This window comes from Spongiimicrobium salis (assembly GCF_043678055.1).
GTDB lineage: Bacteria > Bacteroidota > Bacteroidia > Flavobacteriales > Flavobacteriaceae > Spongiimicrobium > Spongiimicrobium salis.
The window spans coordinates 2,040,052-2,063,461 of record NZ_JBHEQA010000001.1 but is presented as its reverse complement, the minus strand read 5'-3'; the positions used below and the strand labels follow the sequence as shown (position 1 = coordinate 2,063,461).

At 40.5% G+C, this 23,410-nt stretch carries 19 protein-coding genes; 8 read left to right on the top strand and 11 right to left on the bottom strand.

The genetic code is table 11. The annotated features are described in order from the left end of the window. Positions 1-224 precede the first annotated feature (224 nt). From ACEXOE_RS09020 to ACEXOE_RS09010, 3 genes are all read left to right on the top strand, one after another. On the top strand, positions 225-1,076 hold the full coding sequence (locus ACEXOE_RS09020; RefSeq protein WP_394748418.1) for a LytTR family transcriptional regulator DNA-binding domain-containing protein: 852 nt from the start codon (positions 225-227) through the stop codon (positions 1,074-1,076). 141 nt (positions 1,077-1,217) lie between these two features. Beyond that, on the top strand, positions 1,218-3,608 hold the full coding sequence (locus ACEXOE_RS09015; RefSeq protein ID WP_394748417.1) for a TonB-dependent receptor: 2,391 nt from the start codon (positions 1,218-1,220) through the stop codon (positions 3,606-3,608). A 112-nt stretch (positions 3,609-3,720) separates the two neighbouring features. Continuing rightward, a complete protein-coding gene (locus ACEXOE_RS09010) occupies positions 3,721-4,182 on the top strand; it encodes a DUF1569 domain-containing protein (RefSeq protein WP_394748416.1) in 462 nt (153 codons plus the stop codon). Between the two features lie 59 nt (positions 4,183-4,241). On the opposite strand, the gene rpmA is transcribed toward ACEXOE_RS09010, so the two are convergent. The 3 genes from rpmA to ACEXOE_RS08995 form a co-directional block, all read right to left on the bottom strand. Beyond that, positions 4,242-4,502, bottom strand: a complete 261-nt coding sequence (rpmA, locus tag ACEXOE_RS09005) for a 50S ribosomal protein L27 (protein WP_394748415.1) — start codon at positions 4,500-4,502, stop codon at positions 4,242-4,244. Between the two features lie 25 nt (positions 4,503-4,527). Next, positions 4,528-5,085 (bottom strand): 50S ribosomal protein L21, encoded by a 558-nt coding sequence (rplU, locus tag ACEXOE_RS09000; protein ID WP_394748414.1) that lies wholly within the window; start codon positions 5,083-5,085, stop codon positions 4,528-4,530. Between the two features lie 167 nt (positions 5,086-5,252). Then, positions 5,253-5,720, bottom strand: coding sequence for a DUF4199 family protein (locus ACEXOE_RS08995; RefSeq protein ID WP_394748413.1), 468 nt, complete (start codon positions 5,718-5,720; stop codon positions 5,253-5,255). A 183-nt stretch (positions 5,721-5,903) separates the two neighbouring features. Here ACEXOE_RS08995 and ACEXOE_RS08990 point away from each other — a divergent pair, with 183 nt between their 5' ends. After that, a complete protein-coding gene (locus tag ACEXOE_RS08990; protein WP_394748412.1) occupies positions 5,904-7,226 on the top strand; it encodes a M16 family metallopeptidase in 1,323 nt (440 codons plus the stop codon). A gap of 3 nt (positions 7,227-7,229) precedes the next feature. After that, positions 7,230-9,305, top strand: coding sequence for a M16 family metallopeptidase (locus ACEXOE_RS08985; protein ID WP_394748411.1), 2,076 nt, complete (start codon positions 7,230-7,232; stop codon positions 9,303-9,305). A 67-nt stretch (positions 9,306-9,372) separates the two neighbouring features. Here the strand turns inward: ACEXOE_RS08985 and ACEXOE_RS08980 are convergent, their stop codons facing one another. From ACEXOE_RS08980 to ACEXOE_RS08955, 6 genes are all read right to left on the bottom strand, one after another. Beyond that, entirely contained in the window at positions 9,373-10,260 is an 888-nt protein-coding gene (locus tag ACEXOE_RS08980; protein ID WP_394748410.1) for a DMT family transporter, read from the bottom strand. After that, the gene (locus tag ACEXOE_RS08975; RefSeq protein WP_394748409.1) at positions 10,253-11,164 is read right to left on the bottom strand and encodes a DMT family transporter; all 912 of its coding nucleotides are present in this window, start codon (positions 11,162-11,164) and stop codon (positions 10,253-10,255) included. Before ACEXOE_RS08975 ends, ACEXOE_RS08980 begins: the two co-directional genes overlap by 8 nt. 179 nt (positions 11,165-11,343) lie before the next feature. Beyond that, the gene (locus ACEXOE_RS08970; RefSeq protein ID WP_394748408.1) at positions 11,344-11,640 is read right to left on the bottom strand and encodes a hypothetical protein; all 297 of its coding nucleotides are present in this window, start codon (positions 11,638-11,640) and stop codon (positions 11,344-11,346) included. 72 nt (positions 11,641-11,712) lie between these two features. Then, a complete protein-coding gene (locus tag ACEXOE_RS08965) occupies positions 11,713-12,627 on the bottom strand; it encodes a PorP/SprF family type IX secretion system membrane protein (protein WP_394748407.1) in 915 nt (304 codons plus the stop codon). A 3-nt stretch (positions 12,628-12,630) separates the two neighbouring features. After that, entirely contained in the window at positions 12,631-17,538 is a 4,908-nt protein-coding gene (locus ACEXOE_RS08960) for a T9SS type B sorting domain-containing protein (RefSeq protein WP_394748406.1), read from the bottom strand. A gap of 122 nt (positions 17,539-17,660) precedes the next feature. After that, positions 17,661-19,277: a helix-turn-helix domain-containing protein gene (locus ACEXOE_RS08955; RefSeq protein WP_394748405.1), complete on the bottom strand. Its 1,617-nt coding sequence runs from the start codon at positions 19,275-19,277 to the stop codon at positions 17,661-17,663. 153 nt (positions 19,278-19,430) lie between these two features. On the opposite strand from ACEXOE_RS08955, the gene ACEXOE_RS08950 reads away from it, so the two are divergent. From ACEXOE_RS08950 to ACEXOE_RS08940, 3 genes are all read left to right on the top strand, one after another. Further along, positions 19,431-19,805, top strand: coding sequence for a hypothetical protein (locus tag ACEXOE_RS08950; RefSeq protein ID WP_394748404.1), 375 nt, complete (start codon positions 19,431-19,433; stop codon positions 19,803-19,805). A 164-nt stretch (positions 19,806-19,969) separates the two neighbouring features. Then, entirely contained in the window at positions 19,970-20,989 is a 1,020-nt protein-coding gene (locus ACEXOE_RS08945; RefSeq protein ID WP_394748403.1) for a transporter family protein, read from the top strand. 83 nt (positions 20,990-21,072) lie between these two features. Continuing rightward, positions 21,073-21,498: a hypothetical protein gene (locus tag ACEXOE_RS08940; protein WP_394748402.1), complete on the top strand. Its 426-nt coding sequence runs from the start codon at positions 21,073-21,075 to the stop codon at positions 21,496-21,498. Between the two features lie 24 nt (positions 21,499-21,522). On the opposite strand, the gene gldD is transcribed toward ACEXOE_RS08940, so the two are convergent. Next, a complete protein-coding gene (gene gldD, locus ACEXOE_RS08935; protein ID WP_394748401.1) occupies positions 21,523-22,080 on the bottom strand; it encodes a gliding motility lipoprotein GldD in 558 nt (185 codons plus the stop codon). Beyond that, positions 22,070-23,398, bottom strand: a complete 1,329-nt coding sequence (locus ACEXOE_RS08930) for a gliding motility-associated protein GldE (RefSeq protein WP_394748400.1) — start codon at positions 23,396-23,398, stop codon at positions 22,070-22,072. Before ACEXOE_RS08930 ends, gldD begins: the two co-directional genes overlap by 11 nt. Between the last annotated feature and the right edge of the window lie 12 nt (positions 23,399-23,410).

Genomic DNA, 23,410 nt, shown 5'->3' with positions numbered 1-23,410 from the left:
GTTTGATCCTAGTGTTTATTAATCAAAAATCAAGCCATTTTTTAAAGTTTAGGATATCCCCTCTACCAATCAGGTGAACCTCAAAAAACGATCTATATAGGTATTCTGAAAAATCCTTCTCCCGATTTCAATTTTAGTGCTATTTACTAGAATATTACTTTTCTAAAAAGCATTATATGAAATGACTATAGTATCTTCGTAATAATCACTTGAAAATAGGCATATTGAAACTCCTTACATGGCTTAATAAACCCTACCCTCTCATCAATGGAACAAAAGATAAGGTGTTATTGGTTTTTTCTTTTGGACTTTTCGTGGCGGTCTTCTTATTTATTTTCAAACCATTTGGATTACAAAAAATTACCGATTACCAATTGCCTTTCATATTAGGGTTTGGCCTATCGGTAACCCTTGCCCTTGGCTTTTGTTATTTTATAATCCCTAATGTCTTTAGGTCCTTGTTCAATGCAGAGCGCTGGCAAATCAAGAAAGAAATTGGGTTCTTATTTCTCTGTTTTATTGTAGTGGCAGGCTTCAATACGTTTTACAACAACACTTTTTATCCCCCCATGGGACAGGAGCGCGATTTTCTGGAATTTTTTGGAATATCTTTTTCTGTAGGAATCTTTCCGGTAATTATTTTGATTTTCTTAGTTGAACTGATTTCCAATAAAAAAAATAATACCAATGCCATAGCCCTAAATAAATTATTATCGGATAAAGAGCCCCTTAAAGTACATGAACAAATAACTATAACAGCAGATAGCATTAAAGAAAAACCCTTAAAAATGGCGTTGGATAGTTTTTTATATGCAACTTCAGCGAATAACTATACGACTTTGACCTGTTATCAAGATTCCAAAATTGTACATCAACTTGTGCGACTATCTTTAAAAAAACTTGAAAATCAACTGCAAGATTATCCGTCCATCTTACGTGTTCACCGTTCCTATATAGTCAATACTTCTAAAATCATCACGGTAAAAGGAAATGCGCGTGCCCTGTATCTTCTTCTCGAAGGCGCACCAAATCCTATTCCTGTTTCCAGGAATTTCCCTAGAAAGCTACTGATTTAGTTTCCTGTTTTCCATTCAAGCTTTCCCTTTCATCCCTTTTTCTGTCTTTGCTTTCCTATTGACACCAAAACCTTCCGGTTACCCACAAATTTCTGTAAACCAGCACTTCTTCTTATAGTTTCGCTTCATAAAAAATACGAAATGAAAACTATTTTTCTTTTTACACTGGCGTTATGGAACAGTGTATTGGCTTATGGGCAAAATGGCACCATAAAAGGTATTGTTTTAGACGAGCAATCAAAAAGTCCACTTGAAGGCGCAACTATAGAATTATTGAACGCAGAAATTAAAACTGGAGTAATTACTGATGCCAATGGACGCTTTGTTTTAAGGGATGTTCCTTTAGGAAGACAACGCATTCGTATTAGCTATATTGGTTTTGAAACCAGGATTCAGGAAAACATTGAGGTCCGTTCGGGAAAAGATGTTGTGCTCCGGATTACGCTATTGGAATCTTTTGACCAACTGGATGAAGTTGTGCTTTCTAATGACAATTCCAAGAACAGACCTCTTAATAGCTTAGCAACAGTTTCTGCACGGCAATTTGGCTTGGAGGAAGTTACACGATTTTCTGGAGGACGTGGCGATGTGGCTCGTTTGGCTGCAAACTTCGCCGGCGTTTCTACACCAGATGACAGTAGGAACGATATTGTTGTGCGGGGGAATTCACCAACTGGACTCTTATGGAAATTGGAAGGGATTCCTATCCCCAATCCAAATCATTTTGCAGCATTCGGCGCCACTGGTGGCCCCGTATCTGCTATCAATTCAAATGTGCTCAAGAATTCTGACTTTTTCACTTCCGCTTTTCCTGCCGAATATGGGAACGCTTTGGGTGGAGTATTTGATCTTGGGTTTAGAAAAGGAAATGCCGATGATTACGAATTCAGCCTCCAACTTGGCGCCTTTACGGGACTAGAAGCAAATGCCGAGGGCCCACTAGGTAAAAAAAATGGGTCGTTCTTAGCTGCTTTCCGTTATTCCCTTGTTGCCCTTATTGGAGCCGGAGCTGGTGGGGCATCTACAGCGACACCTAATTATGGAGATTTGGCATTTCACCTCGATTTTGGAAAGGGCAAGTTCGGAGCCTTATCCATTTTTGGGATTTTTGGAACTTCCAATATTGATTTTTTAGGAGAAGAAACGGATACAGATGACCTCTTTGCAGCCGAAGATGAAGATCTTTTTGTAAAATCAAGCTTCGGTGTTCTGGGATTAAAACACCGCACAACTCTAGGTGAGCAGTCTTTCTTAGGGAGTACGATAGCAGTAGCACAATCTTCTAACGCCATTACTGCCAATCGATTGCTTGATTTCAATATGCCTACGGAACGAAGCGTTCTTTTTTCAGAAATCGATAATGCAGAAACCCGTCTTAGCCTATCCACTTTTTTAAATTCAAAATTAAGTAAGAAGATTACGATAAAAGCAGGGGCCTCACTGGCTTATTTTGATGTACGGTCCTTATTGCGGGACAGGGAAGAGCAAACCGATCAAGATGGTGATGGCGATCCTGACCTATTTACTTTTAGAGATGCCAAGAACAACTTTCTCTTATGGCAGCCTTATGCACAATTGCAATGGCGTGTTTCACAAGACCTAATCCTTACTAGTGGGCTACGCGGAATGTATAGTAGTCTCAACAAACAAACTGCTATTGCACCCAGAGCCGGTCTTAGTTATCAGATTTCAGATAAACACAGCATCCAACTTGGTTATGGCATTCATCGTCAATCGGTTCCCTTGCCTTTATTATTTTTGGGAGAAGAGCGCAATGGCAATTTAGTTCAACCAAATAGGAAATTGGACTTTGTACGCAGCGATCATTACGTTTTAGGTTATGATGTGAAAATAGCTCCCAATTGGCATGGAAAATTGGAATGCTATTATCAGGATATCTCCAATGCTGCGGTAGAATCGTTTCCTTCAAGTTATTCATCCCTTACAGAAGGAAGTGATTTTGTGTTTGATAATAATCGCATTTCCTTGAATAACGGAGGAACAGGGTTTAATAGAGGGATTGAACTTACTGTGGAAAAATTCTTCAGTAATGACTACTACGGTCTTTTAACGACTTCCCTGTTTGAAAGTCGCTATAGGGGGAGTGACGGTATAGAACGCAATACTCCATTCAATAATCAATACACTATAAATCTGCTTATGGGCAAGGAATTTTCCCTTGGGCCATTGAGACATCATAAATTGTTTTTCGATACGCGGTTTGCAACCGCAGGAGGACGTTTTTTTACTCCGGTAGATATCTTAAATTCCCAAGAAAACGGCTTTGAAGTGTTGTTGGAGGATGAAGCTTTCAGTACTCAAAATGATTCTTATTTGCGATGGGATTTTAAGTTTGGCATTACGTTGAACAGCAAACAAAAAAAGCAATCCCATCAATTCTTTCTCGATCTCCAAAATATAACAAATCGAAGAAATGTATTTGCCCAACGTTTCAACCGTTTGACCAACGATATCAACCAGATAGATCAAGTTGGTTTTTTTCCGAATATTGGGTATACCTATCAATTTTAAGTTTAAAAGTATGCTACTAAAACAAAAAAACAAAAACCATCTTTTTCTACTCCTTATCAGTCTTTTGACTATTTCCGTATTTTTAAGTCTCCTTTCCAAAAAGCAAGTATCAATGGAACAACAACTGACTCTCATAGAAACTTATCTCTCAAAAAGAGATCAATTGAACACTAACGTTTCCGCAGTCCCTGTTGCCTGGCATCTAGATCATAGTCTTAAGGTGATCAATGGTATTTGTGATACCTTGAATGCTTCAGACCCTAAAACGTATCAGCCAAATTTTAGTTTTTTACGTTTGTTCTGTTATACCTTTAATTATATCCCCCGAGGTAAGGCTAAAGCACCAAAATCCGTGAGGCCTCCTAAAATTATAACAACCGAAGCTATTTTGACTCAACTGCAAACAGCTAAAGAAAAACTGGAAAAAGTGCTTGAAATGGATGACCATGTTCATTTTAAACATCCTTATTTCAAGGAATTGAACAAAAAGCAGGCGCTGCGTTTTATGCAGTTGCACACAGAACACCATTTAAAAATTGTTCGGGACATTCTAGAGAAGAAACCAAAGTCCTAAATGCAAAAACCCTCTTCCAAAATGGAAAGAGGGTTTCAATCTTTTGATAAAAAAGCTTCTTAAGCCTCAAAAGGCTCTATGGAAACATAGGATTTTCCACCTGCTTTTTTTGCAAATCTTACGATGCCATCAACTCTGGCATGTAATGTGTGATCTTTTCCGGCATAAACATTTTCTCCTGGATTATGTTTCGTACCACGTTGTCTTACGATAATGTTTCCTGCAATAGCAGCTTGACCACCAAAAATCTTAACTCCTAAGCGTTTCGATTCTGATTCCCTACCGTTTTTAGAACTACCTACACCTTTCTTATGTGCCATGATATGTTATTTTTAATTCTTTAACTTATTTACTTAAGGCCGCAATTAAATCTGCTTTCTTCATAGAAGAAATTCCTTCTATTCCTCTAGCTTTTGCCATTTCCTTCAATTCGGCTACTGTATTTTTACTGTAATCCGTTGTTGTTTCAGCAGCAGCTTCTTTTTTAGCGGCTGGTTTTGCCTTTGGCGCAGCTTCCTTCTTAGGAGCAGCAGCCTTCTTCGCTGTAGCTTTTGGTGCAGCTTCTTTCTTTGGCGCCGCTTTTTTAGCTCCAGAAGCAACAATCTTCTCAACTACAATTTCAGTCAAATATTGTCTGTGACCGTTCTTTGTTTTGTACCCTTTACGTCTTTTCTTTTTAAAGACAATAACTTTGTCACCTTTAAGGTGCTTCACGACTTTGGCCTCAACAGCGGCTCCGTCTATAGCTGGGGCGCCAACAGTAATATTCTTTCCATCCTCAATAAGAAGTACATTGTTAAAAGTAACCTTTTTACCTTCTTCCTCTTGTAAACGGTGAACATATACTTTTTGGTCTTTCGCAACCTTAAATTGCTGCCCTGCCATCTCTACAATTGCATACATAGCGTATATATTAGTTTGTTTAAAAATCCTTACTTACTTTTCAATAAGCGGATGCAAATATACTGCTAATTCATTAATTGACAAGCCTTTTTTATAGAATTTAAGGCTGTTTAAGCGGTATACTCCATTTATTCTAGAAAAATAACAATGCTTGCATCAATTTTACCTTAAACTTGTTTCGGTATTTGCGAAGTTTTGGGGTTATTGGAAGTTTTAAACAACTGCATAAAAGACAGTGTCAATACTATGGTAGTGGCAAAACCCATAATCGCTACGGTAAAGAAAACAATACCTGCTGAAGTGTCATAGCTTTCAAACCAAACCGAAGAAAGTTCCTTTAGAAAAAGCGTATTGATTTCGGTGGCGTAAAAAGCAAAAAAGAAGGTAAAAAGCAGTGTCGCCACAAAACCTGTGATAATGCCACCGGCGAAGCCTTTGCCATATCCAAAACCAATGCCATGTTGTTGTTTAAAATATTTAATGGCCTCATAGATTCCAAAACCCGTAATTATGCCATTAAAAAGGCTGTAAAAAATGTTTGTATGCAGATTAAATAGAGAAAGAATTAAAAAATAAGCGATGAGGCAACCACTGGTAGCCACCCCAAAACGGATAGGTAGTGCAAATTGTTTCATGGTGCTAATATTTTAGTATTCAGATCTTTAATATACTAAATTATTTTGTTTTTGGCACTCCTAGGATGTTAAAGGAGGGGTCCCATTTCCATAAACTTTCTTAAAAAAATCTATCTTCGTGTAACATTTGGTGCAAAACACACACCTATGGAAAACTTGAAATAGATATAAACACTAATTACAATGAAAAGAAAATTTTTCGTGGCCGCAGCCTTACTATCAGCTACCATGGTCACCACAGCCCAAGAAGTGGCTTATGAAGAATATGATTTGGATAATGGACTCCACGTTATCTTACATCAAGACAACACTGCCCCCGTGGTTACCACTTCGGTAATGTATCATGTAGGTGGGAAGGACCGCACGGAGGGGCGCACCGGATTTGCCCACTTGTTTGAACATCTACTGTTTGAAGGCACTAAAAATATTGAGCGTGGCAAATGGTTTGAAATTGTATCCTCCAACGGAGGGCAAAACAATGCCAATACCTCCCAAGACAGAACCTATTATTTTGAAGTTTTTCCGTCCAATAATCTAAAATTGGGATTGTGGATGGAGTCCGAGCGTATGTTGCACCCGGTTATTGATCAAACGGGTATTGATACGCAACAGGAAGTAGTGAAGGAAGAGAAGCGCCTTCGTTATGACAATCAGCCTTATGGGAATATTCTTCCCGTACTTGGAAGTAGTCTTTTTAAAGTGCATCCTTACAAGGATCCCAATATTGGGTATATGAAGGACTTGGACGCTGCAACTTTAGAGGATGTCCTTGCCTACAACAAAAAGTATTATGCTCCTAATAATGCCGTCTTGGTCGTAGCAGGGGATATCGATGTCAACGAAACCAAGAAAATGATTACCGATTATTATGGAGGAATCCCAAGGGGCGAGGATATTGTTCGGAACTATCCTAAAGAAGCACCTATTACGGAAGAGACCAAAATTGAGGCTTATGACGCCAATATTCAGATTCCTGCCGCTCTAGCTGCTTACAGGACACCTGGTTTTAAAGAGCGTGATGCCTATGTCCTAGGAATGATTTCTACCTATTTGAGCGATGGAAATAGTTCCAAACTCTACAAAAGGTTGGTCGAGGATAAAAAAATGGCCTTAGCGGTGCAAGCCTTTAATTTAGGACAAGAAGATTATGGCATGTATGGAATTTTCGCGCTTCCTGTAGGAGATACTCCTTTAAGCGACCTACGTGTTGAAATTGATGATGAAATTGCCAAAATGCAGAACGAATTGATTTCTGAAAAAGATTATCAAAAATTACAGAACAAGTTTGAAAACCAGTTTGTAAATTCCAATTCCAGCGTCCAAGGTATTGCTGGATCCTTAGCTACCAACTACATGCTTTATGGAGATACAGCCTTGATCAACAAGACTATTGATATCTATCGCTCTATAACTCGAGAAGAGATTAAAGAAGTAGCCAACAAATACTTAAAGTCGAACCAACGCGTATTGATCGATTATTTACCAAAGGACAAAACAGAAAATTAAGCAATGAAAAAGTTATATACTGCATTAGCCATAGTGTTTATGGCCGTTGGCGCACAAGCGCAAGTAGATCGAAGTGTTATGCCTAAACCAGGGCCAGCTCCAGAGATAAATTTGGAGGAACCTCAACAATTTGAATTGAAGAATGGACTGACGGTCATGGTTGTAGAAAACCATAAATTACCAAGAGTATCCATTCAGCTTTCCCTAGACAACCCACCAATTGCCGAAGGAGATAAAGCAGGAGTACAACAGCTTACAGGAGCATTGATGGGAAAAGGTTCCAAAAATATCTCCAAAGACGATTTCAATGAGGAAATTGATTTCTTGGGGGCGAGATTAAACTTAGGAGCCCAAGGAGGTTTTGCCAGTTCTTTATCCAAATATTTCCCACGCGTATTGGAATTAATGGCAGATGCCGCTTTAAATCCAAAATTTACGCAAGAAGAATTTGATGCTGAAAAAGCACGTACAATTACGGGTTTAAAAACGCAAGAAAAGGATGTGTCTGCCATTGCCTCTAGAGTGCAAAGTGCATTGGCCTATGGTACGGATCACCCTTACGGAGAGTTTACCACAGAAGAAACGGTAAATAATGTAACCCTTGGGGATGTTTCTAAATTTTACACCAACTATTTTGTTCCTGCCAATGCCTACTTGGTTGTTATCGGAGATGTAAAATTTGACGAAGTGAAAGAATTGGTCACTAAAAATTTTACGGCTTGGACAAAAGCCACACCTCCTTCTTTTCAGTTTTCAAAGCCTACGGATGTACAATACACCCAGATCAGCTTTGTAGATGCTCCCAATGCCGTACAATCCGAAATCGCCGTACAGAATTTGGTCAATCTAAAAATGTCAGATGCCGATTATCTGCCAACCTTAGTGGCCAACCGAATTTTAGGTGGTGGTGGAGAAGCACGACTTTTCTTAAACCTAAGGGAAGACAAAGGATATACCTATGGTTCCTATTCAGGAATAGGTGCTGATAAATATGCTCCTTCAAGATTTAGAGCTACTGCTAGTGTACGAAATATGGTTACCGACAGTTCTGTAGTAGAAATCCTGAAAGAAATTGATCGCATCATCAAAGAGCCTGTGTCCGAAAAGGAATTGAGAAACACTAAGGCTAAATATGTTGGGAACTTTGTTTTGGCTTTGGAAAGACCACAGACCATAGCCAATTATGCCTTGAACATTGAAACGGAAGGGCTTCCAAAGGATTTCTATAAAAATTACCTAGAGCGTATCAATGCCATTACCGTAGCTGATGTACAAAAAGCTGCCAAAAAGCATTTGAGTTCTAGCAATGCGCGTGTAGTTGTTGCTGGAAAGGGTAGTGAAGTTTTGGAAAACCTTGAAAAAGTCTCCTTTAACGGAAAGAAGGTTCCTATTAAATATTATGACAAATATGCCAATGCCACCGCCAAGCCAGAATATAAGGAAGTTGCCGCAGATATTACCGTTCAGAGCATCGTGAACAACTACTTTGATGCCATAGGTGGAAAATCTAAAGTAGATGCGATCAAATCGTTAAAATTGGTATATGAAGGAAGTGCTTTTGGTGCCACGATCAAAGTAGAGGAAAAAAGAACCGCTGATAAGTTCGCCGTGACCACTTTCCAAAATGAAAATGCACTTCAAGGTGTAATTGCCAAAGGGGATGAATTGTTTATGAAGCAGGGAGCCAATAAAATTCCACTTCCTCCCGCCATGAGAGATGATTTAAAAAAGGCCCTAGGTGTCTTTGCCGAATACGGATTTGTAAATAATGACGCGGCAAAAGTAGCAGGAATTGAGCAAGTAGAAGGCAAGGATGCGTACAAAATCGACGTTGCCGGGGAAACTGTTAGTGTCAGTTATTTTTATGATGTGGCTACAGGCTTAAAGGTAAAAGAAGTGCAGACCATCAGCTTTGGCGGACAAAAACAAGTACAGGAAACACTGCTTAAGGACTATAAAGAAATCGATGGTATTAAATTTCCAGGTTTACGATCCGGAAGCTTGCAAGGACAGCCCTTGGAAAGCAAACTTATAGAAGCCGTTATCAACACGGGAGTGACCGATGCTGATTTCGACTAATAAATTTCGTTAGTTAGGTAGGAAGCTTTTTGTTAAGCTTCGTTTAAGCAGCCGTTAATGATGTATATCACTTAACGGCTGCTTTTTTTTTCTTATTGACCATGTAGACCCCACACAAAACAATAGCCCCTCCCAACAACTGATATACAGTGATATGCTCTCCGTCCCATAGCCCCCATAAAATGGCGACTAAAGGTGCTGTATAGGTCACAGAAGCCGCAAACACCGGACTTGAAATGGCAATAAGTTTATTAAAAAGGATATTGGCCAAGGCCGTTCCAAAAAAAGCCAATAACAGAATACAAAGAATTGGCAATTGCAATTCGTCAGCTGTCCAAGATACCGTTTGGATACCTGTAGCGTAAAGCACCCCAATAGTGGGAGGTAAAACAACCGCAAAGCTCCCTGTAGTTACGGCCAATGGACTTAAATGGGATAAGTGTTTTTTAATAATATTGATATTGAAGGCATAGCCCACTGCCGATAAAATGATAAATATGGCATACCAATAATTTTGATCAGGATTAAATTCTGCTCCCGTATAAATGAGCACCCCTGTTCCAAAAAGTCCTACTGCCACACCCAAAAATTGTTTTCGCATCACTACCACGCCAAAAAACAATGCTCCTACCAAAGCGGTACTTAAAGGGGCCAAAGAATTGAATATAGAGGTTACACCGCTATCGATCTCCGTCTGTGCCAAGGCAAAGAAAAAAGGAGGAAAAAAAGAACTTAAGAACCCTGCAACAATAACCCATTTCCAGTTTTTCCTACCAATTTTCCCTAAACTTCTAAAGCCAAAAATCAATAAAAAACTGGCGGCAAACAATATCCGAAGTCCTCCCAGATGTAAGGGTTCAAAACCTAATAAACTTTTTTTAATGAGAATAAAAGAAGAACCCCAAATTACGGATAGCAAAGCTATAAAAACCCATTTCTTGTAGTGATCAGGCATTTTTAATTGTTGGTTTAGACCTCATTATTCCTTTTTTCCGATTCACGAGATATACGCCCAAGAGAATAACCACAGCAGCCAGAAGTTGCCATTTTGTAAATACTTCTCCATCTAAAACACCCCATAAAACCCCAACTATGGGAATTAAATAGGTCACAGAAACAGAAAATACCGGAGACGAAATATGCACTAATTTATTGAACATCACTTTAGCAACACAAGTACTCATAATACATAAAATAGTAATGTAACCTAAAGAACTCGCAAAATAAACTCCTTCAACGACCTTTTCTTCAAATACTCCTGAAAACACTAGCACCAATACAGCTGGCGCGAGCATAGTAACAAAATTTCCAACGGCAATCCCCATAGGGGAAACACTGTACAACTTACTTTTAATGATATTGACATTGCAGGCATAGCATATGGCAGCTATCACCACAAATCCTGCATAGCGATAATCCTGATCGGGATTCAATGACGCACCAAAAAATATGAGTGCCAGAGCGCCTAAAAACCCTATTATAACGCCCCAGGTTTGATTTTTACGCACCTTTATCCCAAAGGCTAAGTATCCAATAAAAATAGTAAACAAAGGCACTAGGGAATTCAGGATTGCCGCTATACTGCTATCTATTTCCGTCTCTGCATACGAAAATAGGAACATAGGAAAAAAACTGCCCAACATCCCCGAAATGGCGATCCACTTCCATTGCTGCTTATCTAAACCCTTAAGGGATCGGACTCCAAAAGCCAATAAAAAAACTGCGGCCATCACAAAACGTAAAGCGCCCAATTGAACCGGCGTAAATCCTTCCAATCCTTTTTTGATTAGAATATAGGATGTCCCCCAGATGATGGATAATACCACTAAATACAACCACTTCTTACTGTGGTTTCCCATACTTTTAAATTTTAACGCAAAAGTCTCACTTTTCAGAAGAACATTCGCATAATTTTAAAGGCAATTACTTCGGATTTTAATTTTTACATCCACCTTAAGACAAAGAGTTCCAACAATTGGACAACATTTTTGCAGTCCACTTTTCAAAAACCTCGCTTAAAGAAGTACGATTTGTGTTTTTATAATGACTTCTTTCTAAAAATCAGTTTTAATACCACTAGTACGATAAAGGCAATTAGGCAGATTGGAAGAATAAAAAAATACAACCACAAGATAGCTCCCGGCCCATTTTCACTCCACATATTGCCATCAGGCCTTGTGGAAATATAGGCATATGCCAAGGGAAACACATAGAGCAAAGCATTTCCGATGATAAGAAGATTCAGCAATACGCCTCGTTTCTTTTTGGAATCTCTGATAAAACAAAGGCCCAAACTAACAAAAACGGGGATTAGAAAGAGAAAACCGAACAACATTTAAGGAAGCCATTTTTAATGATTGGCATGAACTAAAATAATGCAAATTTCCATAGCCATGAATTATTCTTTCTAGTGATATCCTTCTCCTCCTCGATAACTTAGGATAATGCCATGGGTGGTTCCCAAAGGAGAGTCGCTATTTCCCTGATTATAACTATATAAGAAGCGAAAGTTTTTCAAGGCGTAAAACCCTACCAAAGCACTTAATGTTTGACTGGTTCGGAAACCCACTCCAACTTCAAAACTCTTTTTGATGGAGAGCGAAATATTAGTATCTATTTGTATAGCGGCACCGGATTCGTATTTAAGCAAAAGACTGGGTTTAAATACATAGTCTGGGTTAAAACGATTAAGGATAAAGTGATAGCCTGTATACGCATAAATAGGTCTTGATAGCCTTAAGTTATCCTGATTCGCAAAAGTGTCTCCTAAAAAATTGGGAGAAGCAATTCCAGCAAAGAAATTGGCGTGCCCAAAAAGCACTCCTGCCCCCAAAGCGGGAAGCGTACTATTAATGTTTTCTGAAAAATTTGGATCCCCTTCTATCCCTAATTGCAATAAGTTTTGATTGTACAGTAACGCTCCGGCATTTAAACCAAAAGAAATAAACGATCGATCATACACTTTCCAGTAAGGGTGCGTATTGTCGTTTAAAAAAATTTTATACGAATAGGCAGCAAATAGTTGGGTAGCCGTAGTAACCCCGATTTCATCCCGAATCACTCCTGCTCCCAGTCCTACACTTTCATTTTGAAGTACTGTATTAAAGGTTAATGCGAAACTTCTAGGAGCTCCATCAAAACCTTGGGCTCCAAAACCAATATTGCTTAGGGTAGCCTCAGGATTATCCAAGACTCCGGCATATGCGGCGTTGATAATGAAGGGATTGTAGTTGTACTCGGTAAAAGTTGGAGATTGTTGGCAAAAAAGCTTGCCAATACCCCAAATCAATACAATTAAGAAAAAGTGAACGGATTTGGTCATTTTTTATCTTTTTAGAACAAGATATCCTTGTGTTGTCTTTAAATTATGATCTTCTGGAATATCAATCTTGAAGAAATAAGTTCCTTCGGGCAATCGTCCGGCACCAAAACTCGTCAGTTGATTGGCTTCTCCTCGAAAGGCATTGGCATTGTTATCGTATCCTGCTATCTTAAAAACTGCATCTCCCCAACGGTTGAATATTGTTACACGATTATTGGGGTAGTTCTCAATACCATTGATTTCCCAAAACTCATTGATTCCATCACCATCAGGAGAAAATCCAAAAAAGGTTTCTACCTGAGGTGGAACCGGAGGTAAAGGTTCTGCGACCGTAGTAAAAGACGTTATCGTACAACCTCCTGCGTTTCCTGCAGCATTGTACGGAACAATAGTCACAAAAATTTCTTCCCCAAAAGGTAAGGACTCAGAGAGATTGAAAGAAGTTAATAGACTGACATCTGTAACTCCTAAGATATCTGTTGTAGTCTCAGAAGTTCCTATGGCCAAAAAATAACCTTCCGCTTCAGGAACTACTTCCCATATAAATTGAGTATCTACCGCAACGTCCGTGGCTCCATCAGCAGGCGTGGTCAAAGTTGTACAGGAAGGGAGCATCCCAACTGTGGCCCTTACAATGGTAAAAGTTTCCGGGGTACAGCCCACAGCATCTCCATCGGCATTGAAGGGAACGATCGTCACCGTGACCGTTTCCCCGTTCTCAAAATCGTTCGTAAAGGCGTGGGTCGTGCCAGTGACCACCAAAGAGATCTCATCATTGAGGTCGCTCGTGGAACCGTTGATCGTCAGACGGTAGCCATCCGCACCGGAAGCGGCGCCCCAACTGATCTCCGATAGGTCCACTGCCACGTCCGTGGCACCATCAGCAGGAGCGATCAAAGCGCTACAGGAAGGGGGCATCGGGGTAGCCGCACTTATTATGGTGAAGCTTTCAGGGGTACAGCCCACAGCATCGCCATCGGCATTGAAGGGAACGATCGTCACCGTCACCGTTTCCCCGTTCTCAAAATCGTTCGCAAAGGCATGGGTCGTGCCCATGACCACCAAAGAGGTCTCATCATTGAGGTCGCTCGTGGAACCGTTGATCGTTAGACGGTAGCCATCCGCCCCAGTGACAGCGGTCCAACTGATCTCGGGTAAATCCACTGCCACGTCCGTCGCACCGTCCGCAGGAGCGATCAAAGCGCTACAGGAAGGGGGCATCGGGGCAGCCGCACTTATTATGGTGAAGTTTTCAGGGGTACAGCCCACGGCATCGCCATCGGCGTTGAAGGGAACGATCGTCACCGTGACCGTTTCCCCATTCTCAAAATCGTTTGCAAAGGCATGGGTCGTGCCTGTGACCACCAAAGAGGTCTCATCATTGAGGTCGCTCACGGAACCGTTGATCGTCAAACGGTAGCCATCCGCCCCAGTGACAGCGGTCCAACTGATCTCGGGTAAATCCACTGCCACGTCTGTCGCACCGTCCGCAGGAGCGATCAAAGCACTACAGGAAGGGGGCATCGGGGTAGCCGCACTTACTATGGTGAAGCTTTCCGGGGTACAGCCCACAGCATCGCCATCGGCATTGAAGGGAACGATCGTCACCGTGACCGTTTCCCCATTCTCAAAATCGTTCGCAAAGGCATGTGTCGTGCCCGTGACCACTAAGGAAACCTCATCATTGAGGTCGCTCGTGGAACCGTTGATCGTCAGACGGTAGCCATCCGCCCCAGTGACAGCGGTCCAACTGATCTCGGGTAAATCCACTGCCACGTCCGTCGCACCGTCCGCAGGAGCGATCAAAGCGCTACAGGAAGGGGGCATCGGGGCAGCCGCACTTACAATGGTAAAGCTTTCAGGGGTACAGCCCACAGCATCGCCATCGGCGTTGAAGGGAACGATCGTCACCGTGACCGTTTCCCCATTGTCAAAATTGTTCGCAAAGGCATGGGTCGTGCCCGTGACCACTAAGGAAGTCTCATCATTAAGGTCGCTCATGGAACCGTTGATCGTCAAACGGTAGCCATCCGCACCGGCAGCAGCGCCCCAACTGATCTCGGGTAAATCCACTGCCACGTCCGTGGTACCGTCAGCAGGAGCGATCAAAGCACTACAGGAAGGGGGCATCGGGGCAGCCGCACTTACAATGGTAAAGCTTTCAGGGGTACAGCCCATGGCATCGCCATCACCGTTGAAGGGAACGATCGTCACCGTGACCGTTTCCCCATTCTCAAAATCGTTCGCAAAGGCATGGGTCGTGCCCGTGACCACCAAAGAGGTCTCATCATTGAGGTCGCTCGTGGAACCGTTGATCGTCAAACGATAACCATCGGCACCAGTAACTGCAGTCCAACTGATCTCCGATAGGTCCACTGCCACGTCCGTGGCACCATCAGCAGGAGCGATCAAAGCGCTACAGGAAGGGGGCATCGGGGTAGCCGCACTTACTATGGTAAAAGATTCGGGCATACATGCTCCAGCATTCCCTTCTGTATTTAGGGGCACAATGGTGACGGTTACCTCTTCGCCTTCCATAAAAGCACCCACAAGTGTGAGAAATGTGTCCGTTGTTGTCGTTGTGATATCATTGGCTCCACTGGGACTACTCAAGGTAATATTGTACTCATCTGCACCATTGGCCGGATTCCATTCAATTCTCGATAGATTTGCCGCCACGTTGGCACTGCCGTTCAAAGGGGAGATCAATAGTGTACATTCTGGTACTACACGTATAGCGCTGGTTCTAAATGTTTGCTCTGGACAACCTGCAAAATCGCCATCATCATAGTAGGGAATAATAGTAACATAGATATCCTGATTTGCCGGATAATCCATTGAATGGTTATATACGGTTACCTCTCCCACATCGGTTAGTGGTAAAAGGTCATCACTTCCCGATGCCGTACCTATACTAATCCTATACCCACATGCTCCTGGGTTATCTGCCCATTGAATCCCTGAATTGATAGGAACATCAGTCAAGGGCATATCTAAAACAACACAATCCTTTACTGCATTTACAGTAAGTGTAATATCATTACGTACTAATAGTAAGTTCTTGCCGTCCGTTCCCGGAGGGTCAGCATTCTCAAAAGGCACCAAGTCACTAGTAATCTCAGTATGATATACTCCAGCATCACAAGTATTTAAATCCGTAATAACCAACTCCGGAGCATCCGGAGCTTCTGGAATCTCTATACCATCCTTAAACCATCGATAATGATTTTGAGCCCCCCTTACCACCGTTGTTATGGTGATGGTCTCCCCTGCATTTCGCGTGAAATTTTCAACAGCGTTCACTTTAGCTTGAGGGGCGTAGGTATATTCTCGAAATACAAAATCTGGTGAAGGTCCTATGGACATTGTTGTCAATAGGGCTACATAATCCAGATGTTCTTCTTCAAAATCACCAAATTCAAAGGCATTACCCCCAAACCTTAACGAAGACCTCCTGGTTTGTATGGCAGGATCATAGAGTCCAAAAAAGTCCGGCATTCTTCCGGATAACAAATTGTTTTCGACATTTAAAAAAATATTCAATCGACCCCGATTCAGCTGATGTGCATAGAATTGATCTAAAATAGCGGTTCCAGGGAACAAATTATCGTTGAGCACCAAAAAACTCAATTCGGTATTCTGGGTAATATCCAATGATTCAATTTCATTGAATGCGGCAGAAAAAGAAGAAAGCTCTAAATTTTGTGTCAAATCCAAACCTGTACCAGTGAATTGATTGGAATTAATATTGACGGATCTCAGCTCCGTATTTAAGGTCACATCCAGTGCTGGAAGTTCATTTTGCGATAAATTCAACCATTGTAGATTTAAGTTTTGCGATAGATCAATACTGGGCAATTGATTGGTGTAAGCGTCCAGTCTATTTAAATCGGGTTGATTGGTGACATCTAAAGTTGTTAAATTATTGGTATTGACATCCAGCGTTGTCAGCATGATATTTTGTGAAATATCAATACTATTCATAAGATTTCGGGGCAGAGTTAAACTCCTTAATTCTGTATTTGTCGTAAGATCAATGTCGAAAGGAAAAGTTCCAAAATTGTTTCTAATATCCAAACTCTGCAACTGAGGGACAGCAGCCATTGAAAAAGGAGCTGCGATCTCATGATTCCATATGGTTATATTGGTCAAGGTATTGGTATTCGGCAAGATGAAGGACTCAACATTTGTAGCAAAAAGCCCTAAACGTTCCAATCCGATCAATTCTGAAACATCCACCAAGGGAAAATCAATACTGCTTAGCTCCAAACGCTTCATAGCATCTCTTTGATTTGGATATAATATTGTAACATCTACCCTACTCCCAACTATTCTAAAGTCAATATCTCCTGTTAATAAGGACATATCAATAGTGGGTACGCTCAGTTGTGCAATATCAATATCTGTAAGGGTCGGAGTAACCGGAAAAGTCAGGGAGGTAATACTGGCGAATACGGATATATCCAGTTCTTCCAGATTTAAATTTTGTGAAAAATCAAGACTGGGAATTGTTGGAATTGGAGCAGCACTACTTGCCCTAATTTCAAATATCCTTAAAGCGGTGTTCTGAGATAAATCCAAACTTGCCAAAGCTTGATTGTTCCTAAATCGCAGCTCCTCAAGAAGTGTTAAATTGTTTAAAGGCAGGGTAGCAAATTGATTGGTTCCTGCATTGAGATTAACGAGATTGATAAACGCTTCCAAGCCTGTGAAGTCGGTTATATCATTTCGTGTTACCGATAGTACGGTGACTGCCTCCGCATCAGCATCTAAGATATCACCTGTTATTCCATTGGAATCAATCCCTTGATCTACCAAAAATTGTTCAAAATTAGGATCAGGCACCAAGGTTTGGCCGATGACTGTACTAAAAAAAAGTAAGCCTACAATGCATGTTAAAAACTTGTTCATTAGGGTCTTGTTTTTGTTAGAACCTTATTCTGAACGCAAGCTTATGTGCTATTATTGTAAGATGCGTACCACTCGCTCGGGTGGCACTCTTTTTTTGAAAAAACCCCTGTTTCCCGGGAGTATTAAAGGGATTGTTGCTTCCTGTATTCCGTAGGTGTCATACCGGTATGGCTCTTGAAAACTCTATTGAAGGATGTTTTACTTTTAAAGCCAGAGTCGAAACCAATGGCCAATATCTTTTCTTTATTCTTCGTGTCATTTTCCATGAGCCTCTGAGCCTCCATAACACGATAGGAATTAATGAAGTTGTAAAAATTTTGATCAAAACCAAAACGAAGCACTTCCGACAGATGATGGGCAGAAATCTCCAATAAAGTTGCCAAAGTAGCCTGGCTTAAATTCTGGTCTAAAAAAGGTTTATGTTCTTTCATATAAGCGGTAATATGAACCTTATAACGCTCATAATCTTCAGAGGTCAAGGAAGAATTCTTATAGGCCGAAGAAATTTTGGTTTCAAAAGCTTCTCTTTGCGGCTTTTTTTCCATTTCCGCTATATTTTGAAGCAATTTAGAATGTTCTTCCTGTAAATTCTCATGTGCCCTGTTCAATTGCAACTTTCGTTTTCGTACAACGACTAGAGAAAATAACAACAGAATACCCACGACAATGCTTAATGACAGTGTTTTTTTAAACCAACTTCCTATTTCGGCTACCTCCTTTTCTTTTAGGTTTAAGTCTTTTTCCATATCTAGAGTAACGGCTTCGCTATTGTTTCTGTTCAATTCTTTGTTCAGTTCCGTATAGGCCTTCTGCGCACGTAAAGAAGATTTCAAATCACCTAATTTTTCATAAGCCAAAGCACTATACTTTTCACCATCGGACAAAACAGTCTTCAATCCTTTGATTTTTGCCAAACCCCTTACTTTTTCGAGATAGGATAATGCTTCCTCATTTTCTCCCAATTCATAGAATGACTTCCCCATCAGTAAAAGGGCACTGGCCTGTTGTTTTGTGGAATCCCTCAATTGAGGCATTCGCAATCTTTCCATTACAATATCTACAGTTTTTTGGTATTCCCTCTTCTCAAAATAGACCTCGCCCAGCGCGCCTAGAGCAGAAGCCAATAACTCCTTATCCTCATAACGTTCGGCCAGAGCCTTGGTTCGTTCCGCAAAGACCGCGGCCTCCTCATACTTTCCCAACTCCAGGTAATTCATGGAAATACTATAAGTTGCGGCTGTTTTTACTCGATATCCTGTGCTATCCCCCAAAGCCTCATAGGTGGTGAGTACCTCTTCCATCGTATGAATAGATTTGTCGTAAGCATCAATATTATGATAGGTATTTCCCAAATTCACCATGACCACCAACTTGGTCCGTAAATCTTTTGGAATCGTTTCACAAATACGCAATCCTTTCAAGTATTGTGCAATGGCTTTTTGGGATTCTCCACGATTGTTGTAATACACAGCAAGGTTTACCAGCCCTAAGACCTGCATTTTTGGAAGCTTGTTCGCAGCAGCATATGTATAAAGGGAATCACTGAAAACCCTGTAAGTTTCATAATCCCCTTTTAAGTAAGCACTTCTAGCCTGGCCCAAATACCTATTGGCCAAAGCTTGGGGAGCATTATTGCTCACAGTGGTATCCTGACCATGTACGATAGTGCAGCTAAAAAGCAAGGACAGTACCATGAGTCTCAACGATAGATGCAAGGGAAACAAAAGGAAATTCGACATTTTAGGGGTTTTCGCTAAGATATAAAAAATGCTTTTTAAGATGTCTTGTATACTTTAAATCAGCCCTATCAACTTTAACATAAAAGTCATTACTGTCCCAGCTTTTTTGCAAGAATTATACTTAATTTTGCCTTACCAAAACAAACAACTTCCTTGAGAGTACTTCTCACATATTGGTTCATTTCATTATATTTTTTGGCCATGCTGCGCCCAGTGGCCCCTTTGTTTGAATATATTGTCAATCAGGATTATATCAGTGAATTTCTCTGTATCAATAAAGAGAATACAGCTTTGAATTGTAATGGGAAATGCTATTTAATGCAACGTCTTACGGAAGAAAATGAGGAAAAGAAAGGCAATCTTCCACCTATTGCTATGGAAGAATACCCCATTGGATTTGTATCTTTAATTTTCATTTCCATTCCCGAAGATATTCCTACCTCCAGTAAAAAAACAGCAGCCTTCCAAGATGGCTATGATTATTTATTTGAAACCTTCAATTTTCATCCTCCCAACACCATTGTTTAGTTCGTAATAATGCTTTCATACGGTTTTTCCTCCGCTATAGGAACCTATGCCGTATTTACAAGGATTTTGGCATTCTTGGGTCTTCATTAGGATTGCCCAATACACTGGGTATGCTAAAATTCTTAGAAAAATTATACCCAGAAATAAACAAAACAATACAAATAATGAAAATTATATATACCGTTTGTCTTTTCATGACAACATTGATACTAAGTGCCCAAGATACGGACAGTACCGATCAAAAATGGTCTGCGGGAAGACCCGATGGGCATGCTCCCATATCCGTTATGGCCGATCATATCCATAAAAAAGGAGAATGGATGTTCAGTTACCGCTATATGCACATGAATATGGAAGACCTAAAACAGGGCAGTGATGATGCTTCTTTTGCCGATGCCTTGGCCAATTATAGGGTTACACCTACCCAAATGCCTATGGACATGCATATGGTAGGGACCATGTATGCCATTAGCGACAACATTACGCTAACCGCAATGTTCAACTATATTTCCAAAAAGATGGATCATGTTACCCGTATGGGCGGTACCTTCAGGACCGAAGCTTCTGGCTTTGGCGATATTAAGATAGGTGCCCTTTATCAATTTTTCAATAAAAACAGGCAGACCCTACATGGTCAGATAGGTATTTCCATACCCACTGGTAGTGTTACGGAGGGCGATGTTACTCCCGCGTCTGCACCAAACGCAACAGTGCTGCCTTACCCTATGCAAATAGGAAGTGGTACTTTAGACCCTATTTTGGGAATTACGTATTTAGGACAAAACAACCTTCTTTCCTGGGGGTCTCAACTACAAAGTACTTTTAGATTTGGGGAAAACGAGCGGGATTTCCGCTATGGCAATCGTTATAGCTGGAATAACTGGCTTGGCATAAAAGCACTTTCCTGGCTAAGCTTCTCTGCACGAGTGGAAGGATTGATTGTTGAGGGAATCCAGGGAATAGATCCCAATTTAATCCCAACCATGGTCATCACAGCAGATACTGCTAATTCTGGAGGCACCTATATTAATTCCGGAATCGGATTTAACACCTATCTGCCCAATGGAGCACTGAAGAACCTTCGTTTTGGTTTTGAATTTGGATATCCTATTTATCAGGACCTAAACGGCATACAATTAAAAAACAAAGAAAATTTCACTATTGGAGCCCAATACTCCTTTTAAAATCTAACTACGATTTCCTTCCAAATTGAACTTAAAAAATTACTATTTGGAAGGAATCTTTTACCTTTATCAAAAGTTTACCCATGAAAAAAAGCACTTTAACTATTGTCTGTTTATTAGCCCTTTTTATATTTTCCTGCAAAGAAAAGAAAGAAGCTCCCGTTGAGCGTACTCAAATGCAACAAGTTATGGATATCCATGACGAAGTAATGCCAAAAATGGGAATATTGGGCAATTTGGCCAAGAAGATGCAACGTAAAGCAGACACTACGGCCCTAGGCTTGAAATACACTGCAGCCCAACAGGATTTAGAAGCTGCCCATACGGAAATGATGGATTGGATGAGTGGCTTCGGGGAACGATTTGACAGTAGTGAAATCATGAAAGGCAAAGCCTTGACGGATCAAAAACAACAATGGCTCAACGATGAGGAAGAAAAAGTCAAAGCCCTTCGCGAGCACATTAATAGTAGTATTAAAAATGCGGAAGCTTTACTAAAAGAAAATTAGGATAAATAAAACAATCCCTCCTTTTTATTTCCAACGCAAACTTTCCATAATGGTACGTATATCTTTTTGCAGATATATTGCCGCTGGTAAAATAGAATCATAATTGGGTCTCGCTTTAAAATAAAGAGACCCCGTTAGAAAGTGATTGATGCTGTCCGTTACATAAAATTGAGCCTGTGAAGCCGTATTCCCTTTAACCTCATAGAACATTCCGTACACCTTATTATCCGCATTGACAAAAGGCTGCTCAAAAAACCCATCAGCTTTTTTCATATGTTCCGAAGATAGTTTTTCGGCATCCAACACTAAAGCGCCAAGATTATCTTCAACAGCTTTATAGGTAATGAATATCGTAGCATTCATTGAGGGATACTCTAAAGTCAGGGCACAATCCTCATTTTTATCGGCCCATGCAATTTCATTGTACGCAAATGTATAGTCACATTGGGTTGCTAAGGTTTTTGTGATAGCTTCCGGATATTCTAACCGCAACATGGCCTCCGGTTTGGGAAGGACAGTTTCACCACAGCTCATAGCCAACAGGGCTACCGTTAATAACCCACAAAAAAGTCTATTCTTCATTTGGGAGGGTAATTTTAATTTGTTTCAATCTCTTTTTATCCAAACTCTCTACCACAAATTGATAGTTTTTGAACACTACTTTTTCGCCTCTTTTCGGGAAGTTTCCTGCAATCTCCAACACAAATCCCGCTATGGTCTCAGATTCTCCTTTTTGATCTTCAAAATCTTCTTCATCCTGGATATACACTACTCTATAAAAGTCTTTCAAGGTGGTTTTTCCCTCAAAGACGTAATTGTGATCGTCCAATTTGGAATACACCAGATCTTCATCATCAAATTCATCGCTAATATCACCTACGATCTCCTCAATAATATCTTCCAAGGTCACAATTCCGGAAGTACCTCCATATTCATCGACCACCACCGCTAAGTGATTCTTTTTTTCCTGAAATTCAGACAGCAAATTGTCCAATTTTTTATTCTCGGGCACAAAGTAAGGTTCTCTGATCAAAGAAGCCCAATTAAAGCTCTTCCGATCTAAATAGGGCAGTATATCCTTTACGTACAGCACTCCAAGGACATTATCCATATTCTCTTCAAAGACCGGAACACGGGAATACCCCTGCTTTTTTATTTCTTCCAGTACTTCAGAAAACTTCATTTCGGCATTCAAGGCAAAAATATCTATTCTTGGCCGCATCACCTGTTTGGTATCTGTATTCCCGAAGGAAACAATCCCTTCCAAAATCTTCTGTTCTTCTTTTGTCGTATCTCCTTCACTAGCCAGTTCCAAAGCTTGGGAAAGATGGTCCACACTCAGATTGGATTTCTGTTTCCCCAGTTTATCGTGTAAAAACAATGTCCCAGTGCGCATGGGCATACTCAAGGGCGTAAAAATAATATCCAATACATGCAAAGGGTAGGCCATAAAATGCGAAAAACTAATCCTATTTCGATTCGCATATATCTTAGGTAAAATTTCTCCAAACATCAATATCAAAAAAGTAGCCAATACAACTTCCAATAGAAATTTCACCGAAATAAAATCAAATAATGTATACTCCATATTGGCAAACAGAACATCGCCAATAGCACTGAATAAGAGTACCACTCCAATATTAATGGTATTATTGGCAATTAATATGGTAGCCAACAGCTTTTTAGGCCGTTCCAAAAGTTTTAGTACTGTCTTCCCGGTTGGTGTTTTTTCCTCTTCTATTTGATTCATATCTGTAGGAGATAGACCAAAAAAGGCAACTTCGGCCCCAGATATTAGCGCAGAGCATAGCAATAATAGAATAAGCACAATAAGTTCTAATGCGACTGCACTATCAAAAAAGGCAACATCCAATATAAAACTCAGGGGGTCAGGGTCCAATAGTTACGGTTT